Source organism: Leucobacter albus, from assembly GCF_039528015.1.
GTDB classification, from domain to species: Bacteria; Actinomycetota; Actinomycetes; order Actinomycetales; family Microbacteriaceae; genus Leucobacter; species Leucobacter albus.
On the sequence record NZ_BAAAKZ010000002.1, the window covers coordinates 382,939 to 401,330 of the forward strand.

Consider the following 18,392-nt stretch of genomic DNA (forward strand, 5'->3'; position numbering starts at 1 on the left):
GCAAACAGAGAATAATTGATGACCCAAGCGAAAGGGGAAACTCATGGGATTCTTAGCTTTCATCGTGCTCGGGCTCATCGCTGGGGCTATCGCGAAGGCAATCATGCCGGGCAAGAGCGGCGGCGGTTGGTTCGCGACGCTGATACTCGGCGTCGTCGGCGCAGTCGTCGGCGGTTGGCTCGGCTCGCTGCTGTTCAACGCACCGCTTGAAGAGTTCTGGTCGATACAGACCTGGGCGCTTGCCATCGGAGGCGCGCTCGTCGTATTGCTTGCCTGGGGCCTCATCACGGGGCGCCGCAAGGAGTAGGCACGAGCCAAGCAAGCGAGCCCGGCCGAGGAGTTTCCTCGGCCGGGCTCGCTTTGAAATTACCCAGGAATTCTAGCTGTACGAGCCCATCATGGAGTTTGCCGTCAGCTGCCGGAGTTCGCTATACCCAACGAAAGATGCGCCACAATCTCCTGCCGCCGCTCCGGGCCAAAGTCTCCAGAAGCGCCAGGAGGGAGCGTGAAATGGCGAGCGAGCAGCTCTTGAGGAGTCTCCACCCATCGAGCTATGAGATCCGCACGCCCAGCAGGCGAGAGTTGCGAAGCGGCATCAGCTCCAAGAAGCTGGGCCGCGGCAAGTGGAACGTCTAAACCTACGGACTCGAGCACCTCAATCCCTTGGGCGGTGCCGTAGAGACGATTGAGGATTGACTGGGACTCCCGGTACCAGAACGTAACTATCGCGAGATCTTTCGCATCTTTGTCCTCGCCCGACGGGGACCGGTCGATCCAGGAACGAAGCTTCAGGGCCGCATATCCAGGAACACTCGGGATGCGGATCTGAGTTCCGGTAGGAAGAAGCAACCGGCCGGCATTCTGGTACACATCATTGAAGCCAAAGACCACAATCTCCGAACCCCGCGGTTCTGGGGTCGAGATGCCAGCCGGGTCTTCGATCTCACCAAACGGCATGATATCGACCGGCATGCCTTCGATGATGTAGCGAATTCCGGTGTGACCCGTACGGGGGAAGCTGCGCTCGATACTTTTCGTCATCGTCCAATCCGCGACCGCAATACCCAAATCGGTGTCACTGGTGCCCCTGAGCGTGAATGGGTGGCCAAGCGCCGAATGCATGATGTCGCGACAGCCTGCGCCGACTACGAGAATCTGACCGGGATCGATACCTGTTTCTCTTACAAGTGCGTCGACGACACTGGTGAGTTCATCGAAAAGTCTGGAGTCAGCCTGCGCGTAGTTGATCACGCTGTCGTCGAAACTCACCGGCTGCCTCTCGCTGACGCCCATCCTGCGCGGCGAGAAGGTCCGCGTAGACAAGGAGCGGTGGGGCAGCGTCTCCGCCACTACCCTGCTGGTTAGGGTCTTCCCAAAACTTCATTTTTAAGAAGATATTGGGCTGACCCTCGGCTCGCCGCCATCGTCTTGCACGAATCAGATCGTTGGGCAATTGCGCAGAATAGATTGTTAACGTTTCCGGACGAAGCGCATCACCGATGGCGGATTCTCCGCTGAGAACTAGCGGGCTGTCGGACTCGAGGGGCAACGAGGTCTCACCGACGAGTTGCATGCGAAGCTGTGTCGCGCCGAGCCCCGAGGGGTAGGCCTGCACCCACTGTTCGAGGAGCCGGTCTCGACTGAACTGGTGAATCGTACGGTTTCGTTCGAGGAACCCATGCTCGGTCAATAGATCTAGTGTCTGCTGCGCTTGTCCGACGGAAACCTGCGAGACAACTGCCAAGGCGCGCACGGGCCCATCAAGAAGATGCTCCCAAGACAGGATTGCAAAGATCACTTGCGCACGCTTCGGGCTCATGAGGTTCACACCACCGCGAGAATGCACAAGGGCGTTCCGCTCCAACCGTGTGAGAGGCTTGCGCCCGCGTACGTCGATCAGCACGTCGCCAAACGAAATGTAAGCGTTGCCGCCCCCATCGATATAGTTGGCCCCATTGCTCCGCAATATTTCCGCGCTGCGATCGGTAATCCGGGGCCCAACAATGAGCTGCTTACCTTCCCCGCGCTTGGTGTGAATAGGTTGCTCGAGCGAAGACAGAGTCATCTGAGGTGCATAGGTCACCTGGAAGCGCTCTTCTTGCCCGCGATACTTCAGGGCGAATGGAACGGTGGCATAAGGCTCAATGCGACTCAGATCGGGGTCGCTTCCGACGTCGAGGCCGTAGTCGCGCAGACGCGCGGAGAGAGCCTCCGCAAGTAGCGGGTCCATACAACACCTCCGTTCACCCTAAGGGCACGTTCAGCATAGTTGAAAAAGCGCTTAGAGTGAACAGTTTGCCTCATCTGCGTTCCCGAGACGCACACTGGCCAACCCCAGTGGGGGCCGCTAGAGCTAGTAACAACCCGAACCAAGTGCGCGAGGCACCTCACGCACCGTTCCCCAGCCCGCCGACTCAGCCAGCCGCTCAAGAGCAAAACCAGATCACACAACTGTGCCCCCAGTAGGGATCGAACCTACGACCTGCGGATTAAAAGTCCGTAGCTCTACCGCTGAGCTATAGGGGCCAACTCGAATAGCTTATCGGATTTGTTCACGCGAAGCCGACCAGCACAGACACGCCCGCGCCCGCGCCCCGAACCGCGCCCCGCCCTAGCCAAAGGCAAATGAAAACCAATATCATTAATGCATGATGGCCAGCCCCGCGCCCAATGCACAGCTCCCCCGCGACCCGGGCAAGCGGGCCCGCCGGCGCCTCAACCTGCTCCTCGGGGGCATTCTCGTTGCTTTGCTGCTCGCAACAACCGCCGCCATCATCGCGCTCTGGCCAGACCCCGCAGACGTTCGCGTGCAGGCTGAAACCGTGCAGCCGAGCAGCAAGATTCTCGAAGTTCGTGTGACTAACCTCACGCCGATACCGTGCGCAAACAGCGGCGCCCCGACCGCGGGGAGCCTGATCCAGCAACAGCCCGGCGAGCAGCCCGGCGAACAGCCCGGCCAGCAGCCCGGTGAGGCCCCCGAGGCGAGCGACTGCTTCGAAGTGCGGGCGACGCTCCCGATCGGCAAACCGATAGGCTTCACCATCGACCCGGCGAACTTCCACCACGTCGCCCCGCAGCCCGGAGACAGCGTGCGGGTGATCGCGAGCGAAAGCGGCGCCCCCGGAGAGTCGCAGACGCACTACTACTTCTACGATTACCCCCGCAGCGGCAAGATGCTCGCGGTTGCGATCGTGTTCGCACTCATCGTCGTGTGGGTCGGTCGGTGGCGCGGCGCGCTGTCGCTCGTCGGGGTCGCGGCGGCCATCGGAGTGCTCATCGTGTTCGTGCTCCCCGCCGTGCTCGCAGGCAAACCACCGGTTCCTGTCGCCGTCGCTGGCTCAGTGGGCATCATGACGCTCGTGCTCTACCTCGCCCACGGCGTTTCGCACCGCACCACTGCTGCCCTGTTCGGGGCGATATTCGGCATCGTGTTCACGGCGGGCGCTGGGTTCGTCACCACGAGGTGGCTCCGGTTCAGCGGGATAGCTTCCACCGAAGACGCGAGCCTGGCAATCGCGGTGCCCGGCCTCAACATGAACGATCTGCTCACCGCAACGATTGTCATCGCTGGTCTCGGCGTGCTCAACGACATCACCGTCGCGCAGGCGTCGGCGGTGTGGGAGATGCGTGAGCTGAACCCGCAGGCCCCGAAGCGCAGGCTGTACCTGTCGGCGATGCGCATCGGTCGAGACCACATCGCCTCGAGTATCTACACGCTGGTGTTCGCCTACGCGGGGGCCATGCTCGGAGTGCTGCTGTTGATCTACACCTACCCGCGAGACCTCATGGACCTCATCACCTCGGAGCAGATTGCCCAGGAGGTCATCCGCACCCTCATCGGCGCCGCCGGGCTCGTCCTGTCGATGCCGGTCACCACCGCCCTTGCGGTAATGTTCGCAAAGCCCCCGGAAGAAACCTACCCCAGCGTCACGAACCTGGCGAGCGCGTCGAACAGCACCGCGGCAAGCCCGCTCCGATCCGCCATTTCCCCGCGCAGTCGCACGACCTCGTCGGGGTGATCGGTGACGATGCCGTCGGTGCCGCGGCGCAGGTGGTCGCGCATCGAGCCGGTGTCGTTGACCGTCCAGGCGAAGAACCCCAGGCCGGCGCGCTCCGCCGACCGCTGCACCTCGTCGGTCGCCGTCCACTGCTCGACCACGATCATGTCGGCGTCGGTGCGCGGCGCCTCGACGGCCGCAAACGCCATGGTGTAGCCGACGGTGAGGTCTGGCCTGAGTCGCTTCAACCGTTCGACGCTCGCCGCATCGAGCGAGTGGTACATGTGGTCGTCGAGCACCCCGAGCCCCTCCATCTCGGCGACGAGCCGCTCCACATGGTCGGGGCTGTCGTTGCCACCGAGCTTAATCTCCACGAGCAGCGGCATCTCGAGTTCGGCCGCGCGCAGCAGGTACTCCTCGAGCGACGGGATCGTGCCTGCGTTTCCGTGGAGGTCGGTTACCGCGACCTCGGTGAGCTCCGCGAGTGTGAGGTCGGCGACCCGAGCGGGCTCCCCCGCCAGCCGCGCAAGATTCGCGTCGTGCATCACGACGAAGCGGTGGTCTTTCGTTTCCATCACGTCCATCTCGACGAGATCGGCGCCGGCGGCCGCGGCGGCTTCGAGCCCGCCGATCGTGTTCTCGACGCCGCCATCGGAGAAGCCGCGGTGCGCGAGCACGAGGGTGTCGGGCGCGGCGTGCAGGCGGTGCAGTGTGTTCCACCCTGCGGCGGTAAATGCCGCGGATCCAGCAACCGCAGCGCACACGATCAGCGCGGGGAGCACGACCGCTCCCCGCCCGCCCCGCGCTACTCGCCCGCTTAGCGCCAAGCGCTCAGCGCCCCCTGCCCCGCTCGGCGCGAGCTCGCGCACATCGGCCGGCAGCTTCGCCCGCTGCACCCCAAAGGCGTGCACGAGCACGGCGGCGATTGCGGCGGTCGCACCGCCCGTGAGCACGAGGGTGATGAGCTGGGCGACGCCGAGCGACACTGCGGCGACCGCTGGCGCCGCGCCCGGAGCGATCGTGTCGGCGAGCAGCGTCGGCAGCAGCGCGACGACGAACAGCGCGACGGCGGCGAGCGCCGCGAGCGCGAGCACCGTGGCGACCGCGAACACGATTCCCCACTCGGGCGCAGCGCCGCGCGTGAGCCGCACGCTCAGGCGCGATGCGCGCCCGCCGGTCGCGGTCGTGAGCGCGAAAATTGGCACGGTGAGCGCGAGGCGCGTGTTGATAGACCCGAGCACGAAGAGAAACAGCACGAGCACGAGCCAGCTCGTGAGAGTCTTGCCGAGCTCGCCCGAGATGAACGGCGGAATCGCGATTCCCTTGGCGAGCAGCGAGGTGAAACCGAAGCCCGTCAGCGGCAGCAGGAAGAACAGGTACCCGATGAGCGGGAGCGCACTCGGGCGGAGCATCTTTCGGAGCACGAGCGCGAGGTGGCGACGCTGCTCGCGCGCGGCCGGGCGCTCGCCCGTCGAACTGAGCAACACGGTGAAGAGCACAAACTGCAGCGCCATCGCCCAGAACGCGATGAGCACGATGAGCGCGATGAGCGCGATGGTGAACGGCACCCCTTCCGGGCGGATCGGCGCGGCGAGATCGAGCCCCGAATGCCCGACGGCGCGCAGCGCCTCACGAAACAGCCACTGGTTGACCGGGAGCACGATCGCGAACACCGCGAGCTGGGTGAGCAGAATCGCCGCGAGCAGCGGGAGCCCGGCCGCACGGAGCCGCATCGCCGCGCCGCCGAGCAGCAGTGCGGTCATGCGGCGGATCCGACGAATTCGGGTCATGCCCGCCTTGCCTTGCGATATGGGTGGGTCTCGACCCGGGAGGTGACCTCGGCGATGATGTCAGCAGTCGAGGAGTTCTTTCGGGCGGAGTCAATGATGCGCCTCGTCGTCTTCGCGGCCGCGCTGAGGTTCATTGGGCGCCCCTCGATGCCGAACAGCAACAGCGCCCAGTCGGGCAGCAGCGAGAGAATGCCGTCTTGCACGTTCACGGTGATCCAGGTCGTGACGGGGTTGCCCGCGAGCGAGGGTTTGCGCAGCGACCGCGAGATCTCGGCTGCCGGCAGCGTCAGCGCCATCCAGTGGCGGTTGTCGTCGATGTAGTCGTCGAGCTCCGCGCGCGTGCTCGGCAGGTACTCGGGGGCCTCGATGCCAACCAGTGTCGCGGCCGCGTGCTGCTCGACGATAAAGCGGTTTTGCTCCGCGGCGGTGAGTTCAAGCCCGAACGAGTCAGCGGCCCGCAGCAGACCGTAGATGAGGCAGTTATGAGTCCAGGCGAGCCACTCTTCGTTGTCGGCACGCAGTGTCTGGCCCGTCTTCGGGTCGGTCCACACGCTGTTCGCGTGCAGCCGGTTCACCGCCTCGGCTGCGGCGTCTGCGTGCAGCCGATCGCCGTAGACGAGCGTGTCGAGGTACAGCCCGGTGCGTTCGCCGCGCCCCTCAATGTCGGTCGCGTAGTCGCTGGTCTCGGCGAACAACCGCATCATCATCGGGTTCAGCGACTGCAGCAGCACCGCGGCGACGCCTCCGAGTTTCGTCGCAGGGTCGGCGAACACGCGCCAGCTCACGCTGTCTGGGCCGAAGTAGCCATCGTCGGAGCGCGCGGCGGCGCGGAGCGATTCTGCGAGGGCGGCGGATCCGCCACTGCCGGCCTCCCCAGCCCCGTGCCCGAGCGGGCAGCTCCCGCGAGGCACGGCCGCGGTTGCGTCGGTTACGTCGGTTGCGTCGGCGCGTGCTGGCGCGGCAGGCGCTGCCTGCCCGGTGGGCGCGGTGGTCCCGGTGGGCCCGGCCTGCCCCGCGGGCGCCGGCGCGGCGGGCGCCGGTTCGGGTAGTGCGGGGGGCGTGGAGGGTTGATCAATCATGGCTCGGTCCTTCGGTGCACGACTACGGCTGGCCGCCGCAAACGCTTAACTCTCCCCCGACGATCGCCCTAACGCAACGATCTGCGTACCCCAGCGCCGCGAATCAGGTAGGCTCTGCCGCCGGGTACGGCAGAAACAACTGCCGTCGGTCACTGACGCCGAGTTTCGTGTAGGCACGCTGGAGGTGCCCCTCGACGGTGCGCGGCGAGAGGAAGAGCTCGTCGGCGATCTCGGCGTTCGTGAGCCCGGAGGCCGCGCGCACGCACACCTCTGCTTCGCGAGCGCTGAGCTTCGCGGGGTCGATCCGCACCCGCGCGATGCGCTGCGTGTTCACGCCAGGCAGCCCGTCGGCAAGCTCCGCGGCTTCGGCGAGCAACTGCTGCGAGCGTGTACGGTTGCCCGCTGCGCGCTCGGCGGTCGCGGCCGCCGCGAGAAATTCTGCGGCGTAGATCGATCGTCCGTTGGCGTGCTGAGTGCTGGCAATGTCTTCAAGTAGGGCCGGGTCTGGCAGCGCCCGGAGCGAGCCAGCGAGCTGCCCGGTGACACCCGTGGCGGCAGCTGCGAGCGCATCCACCGAATCAGTGAGCCGCAACCGCCACGCGTCGTGCTCGAGGCGCATCACCAGGAAGTGCTGCTCGGCCGCGACCGCGCGGGCTCGTAGCCGCTGAAAGAGCTGGCGGGCGGCTGCCTCGCCCTCGACCCAGAGCGTCGAAGCGATGCTGAGCCGCTCGGCCTCGGGGCGAAGCAGCTGGCCGCTCGCGGCGGCTCCCTGGTGGTAGAGCGTGAGCAGCTCGCGCGCCCGGTCGGTGTCTTCGAGCATCGTGGCGGCGGCAGCGCCGATGCCAGCGGCGAACCCGGCGATGGCATGCGGGTCGCTGAACTGGGTGAGCGCGAGCACCTGTTCGACGAGCTCGAGCGCCTCAGAGACGCGACCGTACTCGAGGGCTACCTGCGCACGCCCCGCAATAAATATGCCGTGATCGAGCGCGAGGGAATCCCAGTCGATGTCGGCAACACGGTGCGCGTGCCCGAGCTCGTGGGAGCCCTCACAGAGCATCGCGAGGTGCAGAGCGTAGAGCAGCGCACCGCGCTCCTCGCCCTCGGCATAGCGCCAGTCGGGGCTTTCAAGGGCCGCAAATGCGCGTTCGAGCGCCGCCTCTGGGTCGCCGCCATAGCAGTCCCACACGACGAGCGCGGCGACAAACGCGAGCCGCAGCTCCGCTGGGAAGCCCGGCTCGATCGCCCAGCGACCAAACGCCGCCGGGTCGAGCCCGTCGCCCCCGTGCGCGAGCCAGAGCGCGCTCATCGCACGAAACTGTTCGGTGTCGTCGGTGCGCGCCGTGAGGAGTAGCCTGCCGCGTTCGGGGTCGCCCGAGAGTATCTCGATGCGGCCCGCGAGTAGCCGCGCGTCTGGGGTTGCAGCCTCGTCGAGCTCGCCCAGCAGTGCGAGCGCACTCGCCCAATCGCCCGCGTAAAACGCCGAGCTCGCACCGGCGAGGTCGGCCGCGCGCCCATCGGCACCAGCGCGGCCCGCATCGGGCGCCTCCGAGTTGGCTGCGACGGCGTGGGGGGCCACCGCTGGGGGCACAGGATCCGCCGCAGGGGGCAGTGTCGCCGCCGCAGGGCGCGAGGCAGCGCCAGCCACCGGCCCGGGCGCGAGGTGCGCAGGCACGAGCACCAGATAACCGCGCGAACTCACGAGCTGACCCGCAAGCTTCGCCTCGTCAGCGACGCGTGCGAGCGCCGCGGCGGTCGGCCCCGCTGCCTCCATCAGCCTGGTGACGGCGCTCGCATTGACGGGCTGCCCCAGGCGCGCTTCGAGCAGCACCCTGGCGTCGTCGGTGTCGAGTTCGCCGAGCCGCGTCACCGCCGCGCTGCCGCGGTCGCAGAGCTGCCGAAGGTCAATTGGAAGCGCCGAAAGGCTCGTCGTGGCGAGCACGAGCTGCAGCCCGCCAAGCATCGCGATCTGCCCGAGCACCGCAGCACTGGGCTCGTCGAGGTGCTCGGCGTCGTCGACGAAGACCGTCACGCGGCCGGCAGCGACGCGCGCGCGGAGCCTTCCCATGCTCGTGAGCGGATCCGCCGCGTACCCCGCGAGCTCCGGCAGTCGAGTGGCCAGCGCCGCGAGGTGTGCAAAGGCGGTGCCCTGGAGCGCCGCGCTGCCCTGGAGTTCGATGGCGCCACCCTGCGGCGCGCAGGGTTCGGCGCGCGCCGCCGTGAGCGCTGCGGTGTGTGCTGCGGTAGGCGCCACCGTGCGCGCAGCCAGCCGGCGAAGCAGCGTGGATCGCCCTGCCCCGTGCGGGCCGCAAACGACGACGGTGGCCCCGTCGCGCACTGCGGTGAGCGCCGCTTTGCCGAGAGGCACGCGCGAGGGCAGTTCTGGCGGAGCCTGAGGCATTCGCGAGCCCGCTGGCCCGCGCGGGTGTTCTCCCGCGGCCCGCGACGCCGCGCCGTGCTCGCCCTCCAACGACCCCCCCCTCCCCCCTAGCTTCATAGCTGAAGGATACAAGTCTCATACGAACTAGTGGATAAACACAAGCAAACCCGCGACTCCAACGAAGAGCGCCCCGAACACCGTGTTCAGCACCCGCTGCCCCCGCGCGGTCGCCGCGAACCTCCCAAAGGGCCGCGCGGCGGCCGCAAAAAACAGCCACATCACGACGATGTCAACCGCCATCACGGTGCCGGCTATGAGCATGTATTGCGGTAACTGCGGGGCATCGATACGCACGAACTGCGGAATGAAGGCGAGAAAGAACACGATCGCCTTCGGGTTCAGCAGGTTCACCCAAAACCCGCGCACCAGCATCGCCCGGTTCGTGATGCGAGGCACCACGCTCACCGGCTCCGAGGGGTCTGCGGCCCGCGGCCGCGCGCAGATCATCCGCACACCGAGGTACACGAGATAGGCCGCGCCGGCGTAGCGAATGGCTGCGAACACCGCCGGGGAGCGCGCTACAAAGACGCCAACTCCCGCGGCGACAATCACGATGTGAATAATCAGCGCGAGCTGCTGGCCGATGATGCCCCACAGCGAGCGACGCCACCCGCTCGCGAGCGAGTTCGACATCGTGTTGATCGCCCCGGCCCCCGGAGTCAGGCTGATCACCACGCAGGCGGTGAGCAGCGAGATCCAGAGCGAGAACGACACTCGCACAGTGTACGCGCGGTCGCAGCGCGCGGGGCTACCAGCCGCGCTCGGCCAGCCTGTGCGGGGCCGGCAGATCGGCGACGTTGATGCCAACCATTGCCTCCCCGAGGCCGCGTGAGACGTCAGCGATGACCGCGGCATCGGAGTAGTTCTGAGCGGCGCGCACGATCGCGTCGGCGCGGCGCTCAGGGGCATTCGATTTGAAGATGCCCGAGCCGACGAACACACCGTCGGCCCCGAGCTGCAGCATCATCGCGGCGTCGGCCGGTGTCGCGATCCCGCCCGCGGTAAACAGCGGCACGGGGAGCGCCCCGTCGCGCGCCACCGCAGCGACAAGCTCGTAGGGGGCACGCAGCTCTTTCGCCGCCACGAAGAGCTCGTCGGGCGCGAGGCTCGCAAGGCTCGCGATCTCCGCGCGAATCGTGCGAATGTGTTTCGTTGCCTCGCTGACGTCGCCGGTGCCCGCTTCGCCCTTCGAGCGAATCATCGCGGCCCCCTCGGCGATGCGCCTCAGGGCCTCGCCTAGGTTCGTGGCGCCGCACACAAACGGCACGCGAAACCCTCGCTTGTCGATGTGATGCACGTAGTCCGCGGGAGAGAGCACTTCGCTCTCGTCGACGAAGTCCACGCCGAGCGCCTCGAGCACCTGCGCCTCGACGAAGTGCCCGATGCGCGCCTTGGCCATGACGGGAATCGAGACCGCGGCGCGAATGCCGTCGATGAGATCGGGATCGCTCATGCGGGCAACCCCGCCCTGGGCACGAATATCTGCCGGCACCCGCTCGAGCGCCATGACCGCGACTGCGCCGGCCTGCTCGGCGATGCGCGCTTGTTCGGGCGTGACGACGTCCATGATGACGCCCCCGCGAAAGCGATCGGTGATGGCAGAAAAATCAATGCTGTTGGTCTCGGTTCGTGAGTTCATACCGTCAACCCTTTCGAGCATTTTGGTTTACCACAAGGCCCACTTGGGGCAAATTCGAATAGACCACTTTGACTGGTCGTGCGACCCCTGTGTCGACCGTGCACGGGCCCCGGGGCCGCACCCCGGGCATAGACTCTCGGTATGCAGACACACAGGCAGCGCACCGGTTTTGCCGGCAGGGCGGGCCGTCGCGGCGGCTTTGCCTGCGGGCTGGGCCGCGCGCTGCTCGGATGCGCTGCGATCGCCACAACCGCGCTCGCGGGCTGCGCGCCTGAGCCCTCCCCCACACCGCAGCCGACACACGATACGCAGCCCGCCCCAAAGCCGCCAACCGCCGCCGAGCAGCGGCACGCGCGAGCGACCGAGTGGGTGGCTGCCGCCTCGACCAGGGAGCTCGCCGGAGCGGTGATCATGGCGAGCGTGCCGACGACCGACCCTGGGCAACTGCGCGAGCTGATGGCAGGAACCGGCATCGGCGGGTTCATTCTCATGGGAGCGAACGTGCCAGGCACGGCAGAGGAGCTCGCCGGGCTCACCGCGCAGCTCACCGTCGACCCCGAGCTGCCGCCACTCGTCGGCATCGACGAGGAGGGCGGGCTCGTCACGCGGCTGCCGTGGGACACACTGGCTGGCGCAGATACGCTCCGATCGGAGCCGCCCGAGGCGACGCTCGCCGCGTTCTCGGAGCGCGCGGCCCTGCTCAGCGCGAGCGGCGTGAACGTCAACTTCGGCGTTGTCGCCGACGTCACCTCAGCCGAATGGAGCTTCATCTACCAGCGCACGCTCGGTGCGACCGGGGCCGAGGCAGCCCCGCGCGTTGCCGCTGCGGTTGCCGGCGAGCGCGGCGTTGTGGCCTCGACGCTGAAGCATTTCCCTGGCCACGGGGCGACCGACGACGACTCTCACTCCGGCATTCCGCGCACAGACCTCTCGCTCGATGCCTGGCGAGCGAACGACAAGCTGCCCTTCGCCGCAGGCATCGACGCGGGCGCCGAGCTGCTGATGTTCGGCCACCTCAGCTACCCGTCACTCTCACTGGCTCCGGCCTCGCTCGCGCCAGAGTGGTACGCGCTGGCGAGAGACGAGCTGGGGTTCGACGGGGTGGCGGTGACCGACGACCTCGGCATGCTGCGCGCAAGCGGGGTGCCCGAGTACCAAGATGCGACCGCGACGACCGTCGCTGCACTCGCCGCCGGCGCAGACCTGGCGCTCACCGTCATCGGCATGGACGCGCCGGGAGTCGCCGCCCTCGTCGACGGGGTGACCGCAGCTGCCGAGGCTGGCACACTCCCTGACGCGCGGCTGCGCGAGGCAGCGACCAGGGTCACCGAACTGCGGCTCGAGCTCGCGGAGGCACGCTAGCGGAGCCGAGCCCGCCGCACCAACCAGTGAATGCCTGCGCTCAATCGCTAATCCGCCGTCGATCGGCCCCAAGAGATCGAATCCGGGCGATCTCCTGCAGATCCGATACCGAGCGCAGCGGGGAGGTGAGTGGGTGAGAAGAGCCTTGGTAGTAGGCGGCAGGGTTCGAAGCTTGCCCCAGATCTACTGATGCCCGTTCTTGTTCACCCGACTACTCGGTTTCGCCCGCTGGCTCTAACATGCCGAGGAATCGGTTCGGGCAAGAAGGCGCCTTTCCCTGTGCCGCGTTCGACCGACCTAGTGTTCCAGGAAGCGGTACAACGACACAAAACCACGGAGACACTGAAAATGATCGCTCTTGATCTCGGTATGAGCCGTTGGATCCCGCTGAACGCCTACTGGTACTGACCCAGGTGCTTTCAGAGACTTCATGCTTTGGGAAAGAGAATGGAACCATGCATCAGCACAAGAACAAGGGGCGCCAAACGAGTGCGGGATTGCCGATCTCATCGAGCATCCGACCGCGCATGAGGGCAAGTTGTATCTCTGCTCGATCAAAGATGCGCGGTCGATGACCGGATCAAAGCCTCGCTCGCGGTCAGGGCGTAGGAGAACGCCGTCGTGCAGCGCGGGTACCCGTCACATGTTGTGATCCGTTCAGACCGCGGGCCTCAGCTTGGTTCGAAGAATTTCCGTTGCGCTTTGAGACGTCACCCGTTGTGAGGTGGATGGGAAGGTCAGTGCTGGTGACAGTGCGGCGATAGAATCGCTCTTCTCGGTGCTGCAGAAGAGTGTGCTCGATCGGCAGTACTGGGCAACGAAGCATGAGCTCAAGCTCGCGATCGCGGCTTGGATCGAGGGCGAGTATCACCGGAAACGTCGCCAGCGTGGGTTGGGCCGCCTGACACCGGTCGATGCCACCAGGCTGGCAGCATAAAACACTCTGAACTTAATCAGGCCTTCAGCAGCCCCACAGACCCTGCGTGCGCGTGCCCGCGTTCGGGCCGCTAGGAAGTCCCGCGGAGTTCATGGCAGATCGTGGTGCGGTGAACACCGAGCATGCGCGCGCTCTGGGCTTTGGTGTCGCCTATTGCGAGACGGAATTCAATCTCGATTCGGTCGCCAAGGGTCGGGTGGCGGTAGCGTGCGAGCACGGAAGCGCAGCGCCTTTCAGTCGTAGGTGTCGTAACCGACGACCTTAGGTGTAGCCCTTCCAATGAGAACCGGGGTGCCGCCCAACGGCCACGCCCAATTGGTACGCTGAAGACGTCCATTTCACGACGGGAGGATCAGCGCTTGAGCGATCGACACGAAGGCCGTCAGGCGCTCGCTGATAAGATCCGCGACGAACACCTTCACGGCAGCGGCCGCAGCAAGTTCGTGTTCAAAGTGCTCGTCGCACTCATCGCGGTGGTTGCCGCGGCAGCGGTGCTGTGGTTGCAGTTCGCGACGTCCGGAACGGCTGACAGCGATGTCGCAGCACCGCAGAACTCGACCGAGCAGTTCGGTTTTCTGCACACCTCCGACGCCGCCGCGGGACGAAATCCAGTCACCGTGACCATCTATGAGGATTTCCTCTGCCCCTCGTGCAAGGTCTTTCATGATGAGACGGCCGACTACCTCGCAGAACAGGTCACCGCTGGCACGATCGACGTCGAATATCGCCCCATTGCGTTCCTTGTGAATGCTTCCCCTGACGAGTACACGCAGCGCGCGTCGAATGCTGCGGCGTGTGTCGCTGATCTCGGCGGAGTGGGTGCATTCATCGCGATGCATGACCTGTTGCTCGCGAACCAACCAGAGGAGGGTGCCACCGGCCTCACCGATGATCAACTCACGGAGTTCGCGGAGCAAGCAGGGGTCGCAGATGCGGTGTCGTGCATCGCGGATCGTACGTTTGAGAGCTGGGCTGCGCAGGCGCTCGACGCGGCGATTGACGCGGACGTCACGTCAACCCCGACGATTCGTGTCAACGACGTAACAATTCTGCGTAGCGCCGACGGTAAAGAAACCATGCCGGGGCTCGAAGAAGTGCAATATGCAATCGAACAATTGGCGGAGTAACCATGGCGAAACACCCTGACCCCGCGCCGATCTCCTGGGAGACGGAGCGCAGAAATCTACCGGAACGACCGGCAGTTTTGTCGAACCTCAACGCTGAGACGCTCATTGCGAGACCTAAGCGCACGGTTGTCGCGGCGGCCTTGATTGTCGCAGCCGCGCTTGGCGCCCTCACATCGATCGTGGGCGGTTGGATGACACTCGATGCGCTTCGCGCATACCTTGTCACGGCACTCCCAGACGACATTACGACGGAATATTCGGAGGAGAGTGTGGAGCAGGCTGCCAGCGTGCTGCTCGCGCTTGCAGCGGCGTCGCTTATCGTCGCGCTGGTCGTGCAGGCGATGAGCCTAAGCACGTGTATTCGGGCACGAAGCGGCGCGGCACGCGTGACGTTCTCAGTGGCGAGCATCGCGGTTATTCTGGCGCTCGGGGTCGGCCTGGTACTCAGAGAGCCGAGCGCTTGGGACTTTGCGCTCAGCGCAACCGCCTGCTGCTTGGTGTTGCTCGCTACCGTGCTGATCTGCACCCCTCGGGTGACTCGATGGCTGCGTCAAAGCGAGGAACGGCGCACGATTGTGCTCGCAGACGCGGTGACCGGGCGTGCGGGCGACAGCGAGTGAGGCCGGGTTCCCGCGGCGCAACGGAATGACCTGGCGGCCCGCATTCAGGCGAACGCGCCCTCGGCGTTTTCTTCGAGCCCTGCAATGAGGCGCACGCAGCTCTGCTCTGCGATCGCGCAGGCCATCGAGGTGCTCCGGTCGAGCAGCGGGTTTTCGCGGAGCTCGCGCCATCGCAAGAGATGATCCACCGCCGCTAATTTCAGCTCAGGCCCAGTGGCGTCCGCGTCGCGGTTTAGTCGGCAGGCTGCACTCGCACCACTCCCCCCGACGAGACGTTCGAGTTCTTCGGTGAGGGGGCCGGGTAGGTCGAGGCGCCCGCTCGAGATGCGGCCAATAAGTTGCATCTCCGCATATGTGTGGGAGGTAGCCATATGCTGGTCAGCAGACGCGAGCAACTCCTCTGTTCCCTCAGCAGGATGGTGCCGTAGCAACTGGTGCAGCGCGAACACCACTGACTGTGCTTTGAGCTCGGCTTGCCGCCCGGTGAAGTGTACGTCAATGACACGCCTGAGCTCATCGAGACCGCTGCGCCTGAGCAGTTCGGCAGAGAGCGCACCGGCATCCTCGATACCACCTCGCACTGCGGCGAGCGCGAGACGAATACCGTACAGCCCAAACCTCTCGATAAGGTCGTTGCGCTCACGCTCGGCGGGTAGCTCGGTCGAGCGTGCGGTGATGAAGCGCTCGGCAGTGAGCAGCACGGCGTCGGTCTTGGCTGCGGGAAGCGCTGCAAGACGCACAAACGTTGTGTAGTCGGCCTGCTTCATGGTGATTGCACCGAGGCCGAGTAGTCCTGCGACTGGAACTACAGTTTCACAGATTCCCTCGAGTTCTGGCGAGTTGCGCAGACGATTTGCGGTCTCGTTGATGGCGACCTGTGCGTCGAGACGGGCCGATCCGAGTTCGTCAGCGCGCGAAAGCACGGCAATCGCTCCTATTGCCGCGTTGCCGTGTCTCGTGCGTTCTTTGAGCAACCGCAGATATCTCACATCGGTCTCGTGCAGGGATCGGAGGAGGTATACGACGGCATCTGCGCCAGCTGCCCCCTCCTCGGGTAGGAGGAATTGGTCGGTGCACCGTGAGACCTCTTGTGTGACTGATGCGGTGCCAGGGGTGTCAATGAGGGTGATACCGGCGATGCCTTCGGCCGGCCAAGTGACATCGATCTGCCTCACGTCTTCGGGCCTCAGGCCCGCGACGTCGAGCTCAAGCCGGTCGCTCTGTCGTCGCGCGGGGATCGAGACGATTTCACCGTGTGGCAGGTGTGCCGTGACCCGTGGCACACGGCCGTGCTCGTAGCGCGTGACGACACGGGTGCACTCCCTGGCATCGGTGGGGGCGATGCGCTCGCCGATGAGTCCGTTGAGCAGCGTGGATTTGCCTGCCTTCACCGATCCCACGAGCGCGACGCGCAATGGTTCGGTGAGGCGTGCTTCGAGGGCGTCGAGCTGCGCATGCACATCGTCAGTGACAGGGTAGAGCCGTCGCGCGGCGTTCACCAACGACGTCGCAGACTCAGTCGGGTTTCTCATAGTGCCCGCCGTTCCTGAACGACGGGCTGGCCGTCAGTCTCAGAGACCCTCGGTGTTCCGGCGAGCGACGCGTCGGCGCGGTCGCCGAGCAGTTGCAGCTCGCGCAGTTCGCGACGCAGCTTCGCGACACGTGTCGCCCGTTCGGTAGGCGGCATGGCCGCTCCGCTCTTGGCACGGCGCATCGACTCAGCGAGCGACTGCTTGAAATCCTCGGCGGCCGAAATGAAGTGGTCGCGCAGCACTCGCTTCACACCATTCAAACGGTCCCGCGACTCCTTGCTCACCTGGAAGATGGCCTCATCGATGAGCCGGCGAACAGCATGTTTCGCCTCATTGCGTCGATGTTCGAGCCGCTGTTTTGCCTCGTTGCGGTATGCGAACCCACCCATAATGAGGCCGGCAGCGACCGAGATCGGGTTGACGAGCGCCATGCCGGCGAGCGTGGTCATGAGTCCAAACATGAGCACTCCACCGTAAGAGCCCTTGAGGCCGATCATGAGTTTCTGCCCGATGGAGAGCGCGTCGGACTCCACGTAGTCGAGGCTGCCAATGGCGCGAAGTGCCTTCTCGCTTCCCGCGAGTGATAACCCCGGCACCGAAGCTCTTCCGTCAATCACAAAGTGTTGCGAAACGACGTCAGCGAGGTGCATGCTTCGGGTGTGCGCCCAGACAAAGTTGTCTGCGACAGCCTGAGTCACGGACTCTGCAAGCCAGGTTCCGATGTCGTCCCAGGATTTGCCCGGGTCGCTGCTCTCGATGAGCTGGTCGGCCTCACGCCCGACCGCGCGAAGACGGTCTCTGAGATCGAACTCGATGTCATCAATGAGTTCGATTGACCCGTCAGCCAGCGTCTGCTGCCACCTCGCCGATTGCCTGGTGAGGCGTTCGGCGCGTTCTTCAGCCTGCGTGAGGTCCACGATCACCGCGGCCCCGTTTTCGGGGTTCGCGAGCACTTCGAGTTCGGCATTCACCACCATTGCGAGCAGGCCGCCCACGGAGCGGATCTCCTCGACCGCAAGACGGTAGCGCTCTGCGAGCACCGAGCTCCACTGGCTGTGCAGGTGCCTGGCGAGCGCGGTCACACCCGCTTCGGCGAGCAATTCTCGGTCCTGCCGCTGCACGGCGAGATTGTGAATCACTGCCGACGTGACAAGCATCTGGGCTTCGATTCCTGCGGCGACGAGGTGCTCGGTATTTGCTTCGACGACGGCGCGCCAATTGTGTTGCAGGTCGCTTTTGCTCACCACGCAGGTGAGGCGGGGGCACAACTCCGCTGCGTGCGAGAGGAATGCAAGCTCGGGCTCGGTAAGTTCTTGGGTCGCGTCGGTCACGACGACGACGACGTCTGCTTGCGGCAGGAGAGTGAGGTTGGTGGCCGCCCGCGACTGGGTGCGCCCGACACCCGGAGTATCCACGAACACGAGACCCGACTCGAGCACCCGCCGCGGCAGGGTCACCTCTGCGCGCAGGTTGCCGAAGGTGCCCGTGTCACCGGCTAGTTCCGTGACGTGCGCACGGAGTTCGGCGGGGTCGATGGCGGTGCGGATCACCTGGTCCTCTCCGGTGAGTTCAGTGATGAGAGTGGCGGTGAGCCGTTCTCCCCACCGCACAACCGTCGGCACCGAGGTCGCGATCACGTCGTCGATTGGGCAGACCTGAGCGGTGACGAGTGCGTTCACCAGGGCGCTCTTTCCCTGTTTGAACTGCCCGACTACGACCACACGAACGCTGGAGTCGGCGACCGAGGCTGCGGCCGCAGCAAGACGTTCTGCAAGGTCAGGTCGCCCTGATCGCTGCGCCGTCGCTGTCATCTCGTCGATGACCGCTGCTAGGCTTGTGGCCGCCTGCGTGGGGTGAGTCATGGGGTTCCT

General features: G+C 65.6%; 15 protein-coding genes and 1 tRNA gene. 6 read left to right on the forward strand and 10 right to left on the reverse strand.

Going from position 1 to position 18,392, the window contains the following annotated elements; all coding sequences use genetic code 11:
* Positions 1 to 43 precede the first annotated feature (43 nt).
* Positions 44 to 307, forward strand: a complete 264-nt coding sequence (locus ABD115_RS03350; RefSeq protein WP_343958195.1) for a GlsB/YeaQ/YmgE family stress response membrane protein — start codon at positions 44 to 46, stop codon at positions 305 to 307.
* A 104-nt stretch (positions 308 to 411) separates the two neighbouring features.
* On the opposite strand, the gene ABD115_RS03355 is transcribed toward ABD115_RS03350, so the two are convergent.
* The 3 genes from ABD115_RS03355 to ABD115_RS03365 form a co-directional block, all read right to left on the reverse strand.
* Positions 412 to 1,269, reverse strand: coding sequence for a hypothetical protein (locus ABD115_RS03355; RefSeq protein ID WP_343958197.1), 858 nt, complete (start codon positions 1,267 to 1,269; stop codon positions 412 to 414).
* Entirely contained in the window at positions 1,229 to 2,230 is a 1,002-nt protein-coding gene (locus ABD115_RS03360) for a type IV toxin-antitoxin system AbiEi family antitoxin (protein ID WP_343958199.1), read from the reverse strand. The genes ABD115_RS03355 and ABD115_RS03360 overlap by 41 nt, the downstream gene beginning before the upstream one ends.
* Positions 2,231 to 2,454: 224 nt before the next feature.
* Positions 2,455 to 2,526, reverse strand: a tRNA-Lys gene (locus ABD115_RS03365).
* Positions 2,527 to 2,648: 122 nt separating this feature from the next.
* Here ABD115_RS03365 and ABD115_RS03370 point away from each other — a divergent pair.
* Positions 2,649 to 4,019 (forward strand): YibE/F family protein, encoded by a 1,371-nt coding sequence (locus ABD115_RS03370; protein WP_343958201.1) that lies wholly within the window; start codon positions 2,649 to 2,651, stop codon positions 4,017 to 4,019.
* Here the strand turns inward: ABD115_RS03370 and ABD115_RS03375 are convergent.
* The 5 genes from ABD115_RS03375 to pdxS form a co-directional block, all read right to left on the reverse strand.
* On the reverse strand, positions 3,917 to 5,788 hold the full coding sequence (locus ABD115_RS03375) for a glycerophosphodiester phosphodiesterase family protein (RefSeq protein ID WP_343958203.1): 1,872 nt from the start codon (positions 5,786 to 5,788) through the stop codon (positions 3,917 to 3,919). The genes ABD115_RS03370 and ABD115_RS03375 overlap by 103 nt on opposite strands.
* Entirely contained in the window at positions 5,785 to 6,867 is a 1,083-nt protein-coding gene (locus tag ABD115_RS03380) for an oxygenase MpaB family protein (RefSeq protein WP_343958205.1), read from the reverse strand. Before ABD115_RS03380 ends, ABD115_RS03375 begins: the two co-directional genes overlap by 4 nt.
* A 103-nt stretch (positions 6,868 to 6,970) precedes the next feature.
* The gene (locus ABD115_RS03385; RefSeq protein WP_343958207.1) at positions 6,971 to 9,232 is read right to left on the reverse strand and encodes a LuxR C-terminal-related transcriptional regulator; all 2,262 of its coding nucleotides are present in this window, start codon (positions 9,230 to 9,232) and stop codon (positions 6,971 to 6,973) included.
* A 156-nt stretch (positions 9,233 to 9,388) separates the two neighbouring features.
* A complete protein-coding gene (locus ABD115_RS03390) occupies positions 9,389 to 10,018 on the reverse strand; it encodes a LysE family transporter (RefSeq protein WP_343958209.1) in 630 nt (209 codons plus the stop codon).
* Positions 10,019 to 10,052: 34 nt separating this feature from the next.
* Complete coding sequence (gene pdxS, locus ABD115_RS03395; protein ID WP_343958211.1) at positions 10,053 to 10,943, reverse strand: pyridoxal 5'-phosphate synthase lyase subunit PdxS; 891 nt, start codon at positions 10,941 to 10,943, stop codon at positions 10,053 to 10,055.
* A gap of 141 nt (positions 10,944 to 11,084) precedes the next feature.
* On the opposite strand from pdxS, the gene ABD115_RS03400 reads away from it, so the two are divergent.
* The 4 genes from ABD115_RS03400 (at position 11,085) to ABD115_RS03415 (ending at position 14,989) form a co-directional block, all read left to right on the forward strand.
* The gene (locus ABD115_RS03400) at positions 11,085 to 12,305 is read left to right on the forward strand and encodes a glycoside hydrolase family 3 N-terminal domain-containing protein (RefSeq protein WP_343958213.1); all 1,221 of its coding nucleotides are present in this window, start codon (positions 11,085 to 11,087) and stop codon (positions 12,303 to 12,305) included.
* Positions 12,306 to 13,083: 778 nt separating this feature from the next.
* Complete coding sequence (locus ABD115_RS03405; RefSeq protein ID WP_343958215.1) at positions 13,084 to 13,242, forward strand: hypothetical protein; 159 nt, start codon at positions 13,084 to 13,086, stop codon at positions 13,240 to 13,242.
* 359 nt (positions 13,243 to 13,601) lie between these two features.
* Positions 13,602 to 14,369, forward strand: a complete 768-nt coding sequence (locus ABD115_RS03410) for a DsbA family protein (protein ID WP_343958217.1) — start codon at positions 13,602 to 13,604, stop codon at positions 14,367 to 14,369.
* Between the two features lie 2 nt (positions 14,370 to 14,371).
* Positions 14,372 to 14,989 (forward strand): hypothetical protein, encoded by a 618-nt coding sequence (locus ABD115_RS03415; RefSeq protein ID WP_343958219.1) that lies wholly within the window; start codon positions 14,372 to 14,374, stop codon positions 14,987 to 14,989.
* Between the two features lie 44 nt (positions 14,990 to 15,033).
* Here ABD115_RS03415 and ABD115_RS03420 read toward each other — a convergent pair whose 3' ends face one another.
* Positions 15,034 to 16,521, reverse strand: coding sequence for a dynamin family protein (locus ABD115_RS03420; protein ID WP_343958221.1), 1,488 nt, complete (start codon positions 16,519 to 16,521; stop codon positions 15,034 to 15,036).
* Positions 16,518 to 18,383: a dynamin family protein gene (locus tag ABD115_RS03425; protein ID WP_343958223.1), complete on the reverse strand. Its 1,866-nt coding sequence runs from the start codon at positions 18,381 to 18,383 to the stop codon at positions 16,518 to 16,520. The genes ABD115_RS03420 and ABD115_RS03425 overlap by 4 nt, the downstream gene beginning before the upstream one ends.
* Between the last annotated feature and the right edge of the window lie 9 nt (positions 18,384 to 18,392).

Bases quoted from the DNA above. Each gene is read 5' to 3' on its own strand.
- ABD115_RS03350 (WP_343958195.1), top strand. From the start codon at position 44: ATGGGATTCTTAGCTTTCATCGTGCTCGGGCTCATCGCTGGGGCTATC.
- ABD115_RS03360 (WP_343958199.1), bottom strand. From the start codon at position 2,230: ATGGACCCGCTACTTGCGGAGGCTCTCTCCGCGCGTCTGCGCGACTAC.
- ABD115_RS03370 (WP_343958201.1), top strand. From the start codon at position 2,649: ATGATGGCCAGCCCCGCGCCCAATGCACAGCTCCCCCGCGACCCGGGC.
- ABD115_RS03375 (WP_343958203.1), bottom strand. From the start codon at position 5,788: ATGACCCGAATTCGTCGGATCCGCCGCATGACCGCACTGCTGCTCGGC.
- ABD115_RS03380 (WP_343958205.1), bottom strand. From the start codon at position 6,867: ATGATTGATCAACCCTCCACGCCCCCCGCACTACCCGAACCGGCGCCC.
- pdxS (WP_343958211.1), bottom strand. From the start codon at position 10,943: ATGAACTCACGAACCGAGACCAACAGCATTGATTTTTCTGCCATCACC.
- ABD115_RS03400 (WP_343958213.1), top strand. From the start codon at position 11,085: ATGCAGACACACAGGCAGCGCACCGGTTTTGCCGGCAGGGCGGGCCGT.
- ABD115_RS03415 (WP_343958219.1), top strand. From the start codon at position 14,372: ATGGCGAAACACCCTGACCCCGCGCCGATCTCCTGGGAGACGGAGCGC.
- ABD115_RS03420 (WP_343958221.1), bottom strand. From the start codon at position 16,521: ATGAGAAACCCGACTGAGTCTGCGACGTCGTTGGTGAACGCCGCGCGA.
- ABD115_RS03425 (WP_343958223.1), bottom strand. From the start codon at position 18,383: ATGACTCACCCCACGCAGGCGGCCACAAGCCTAGCAGCGGTCATCGAC.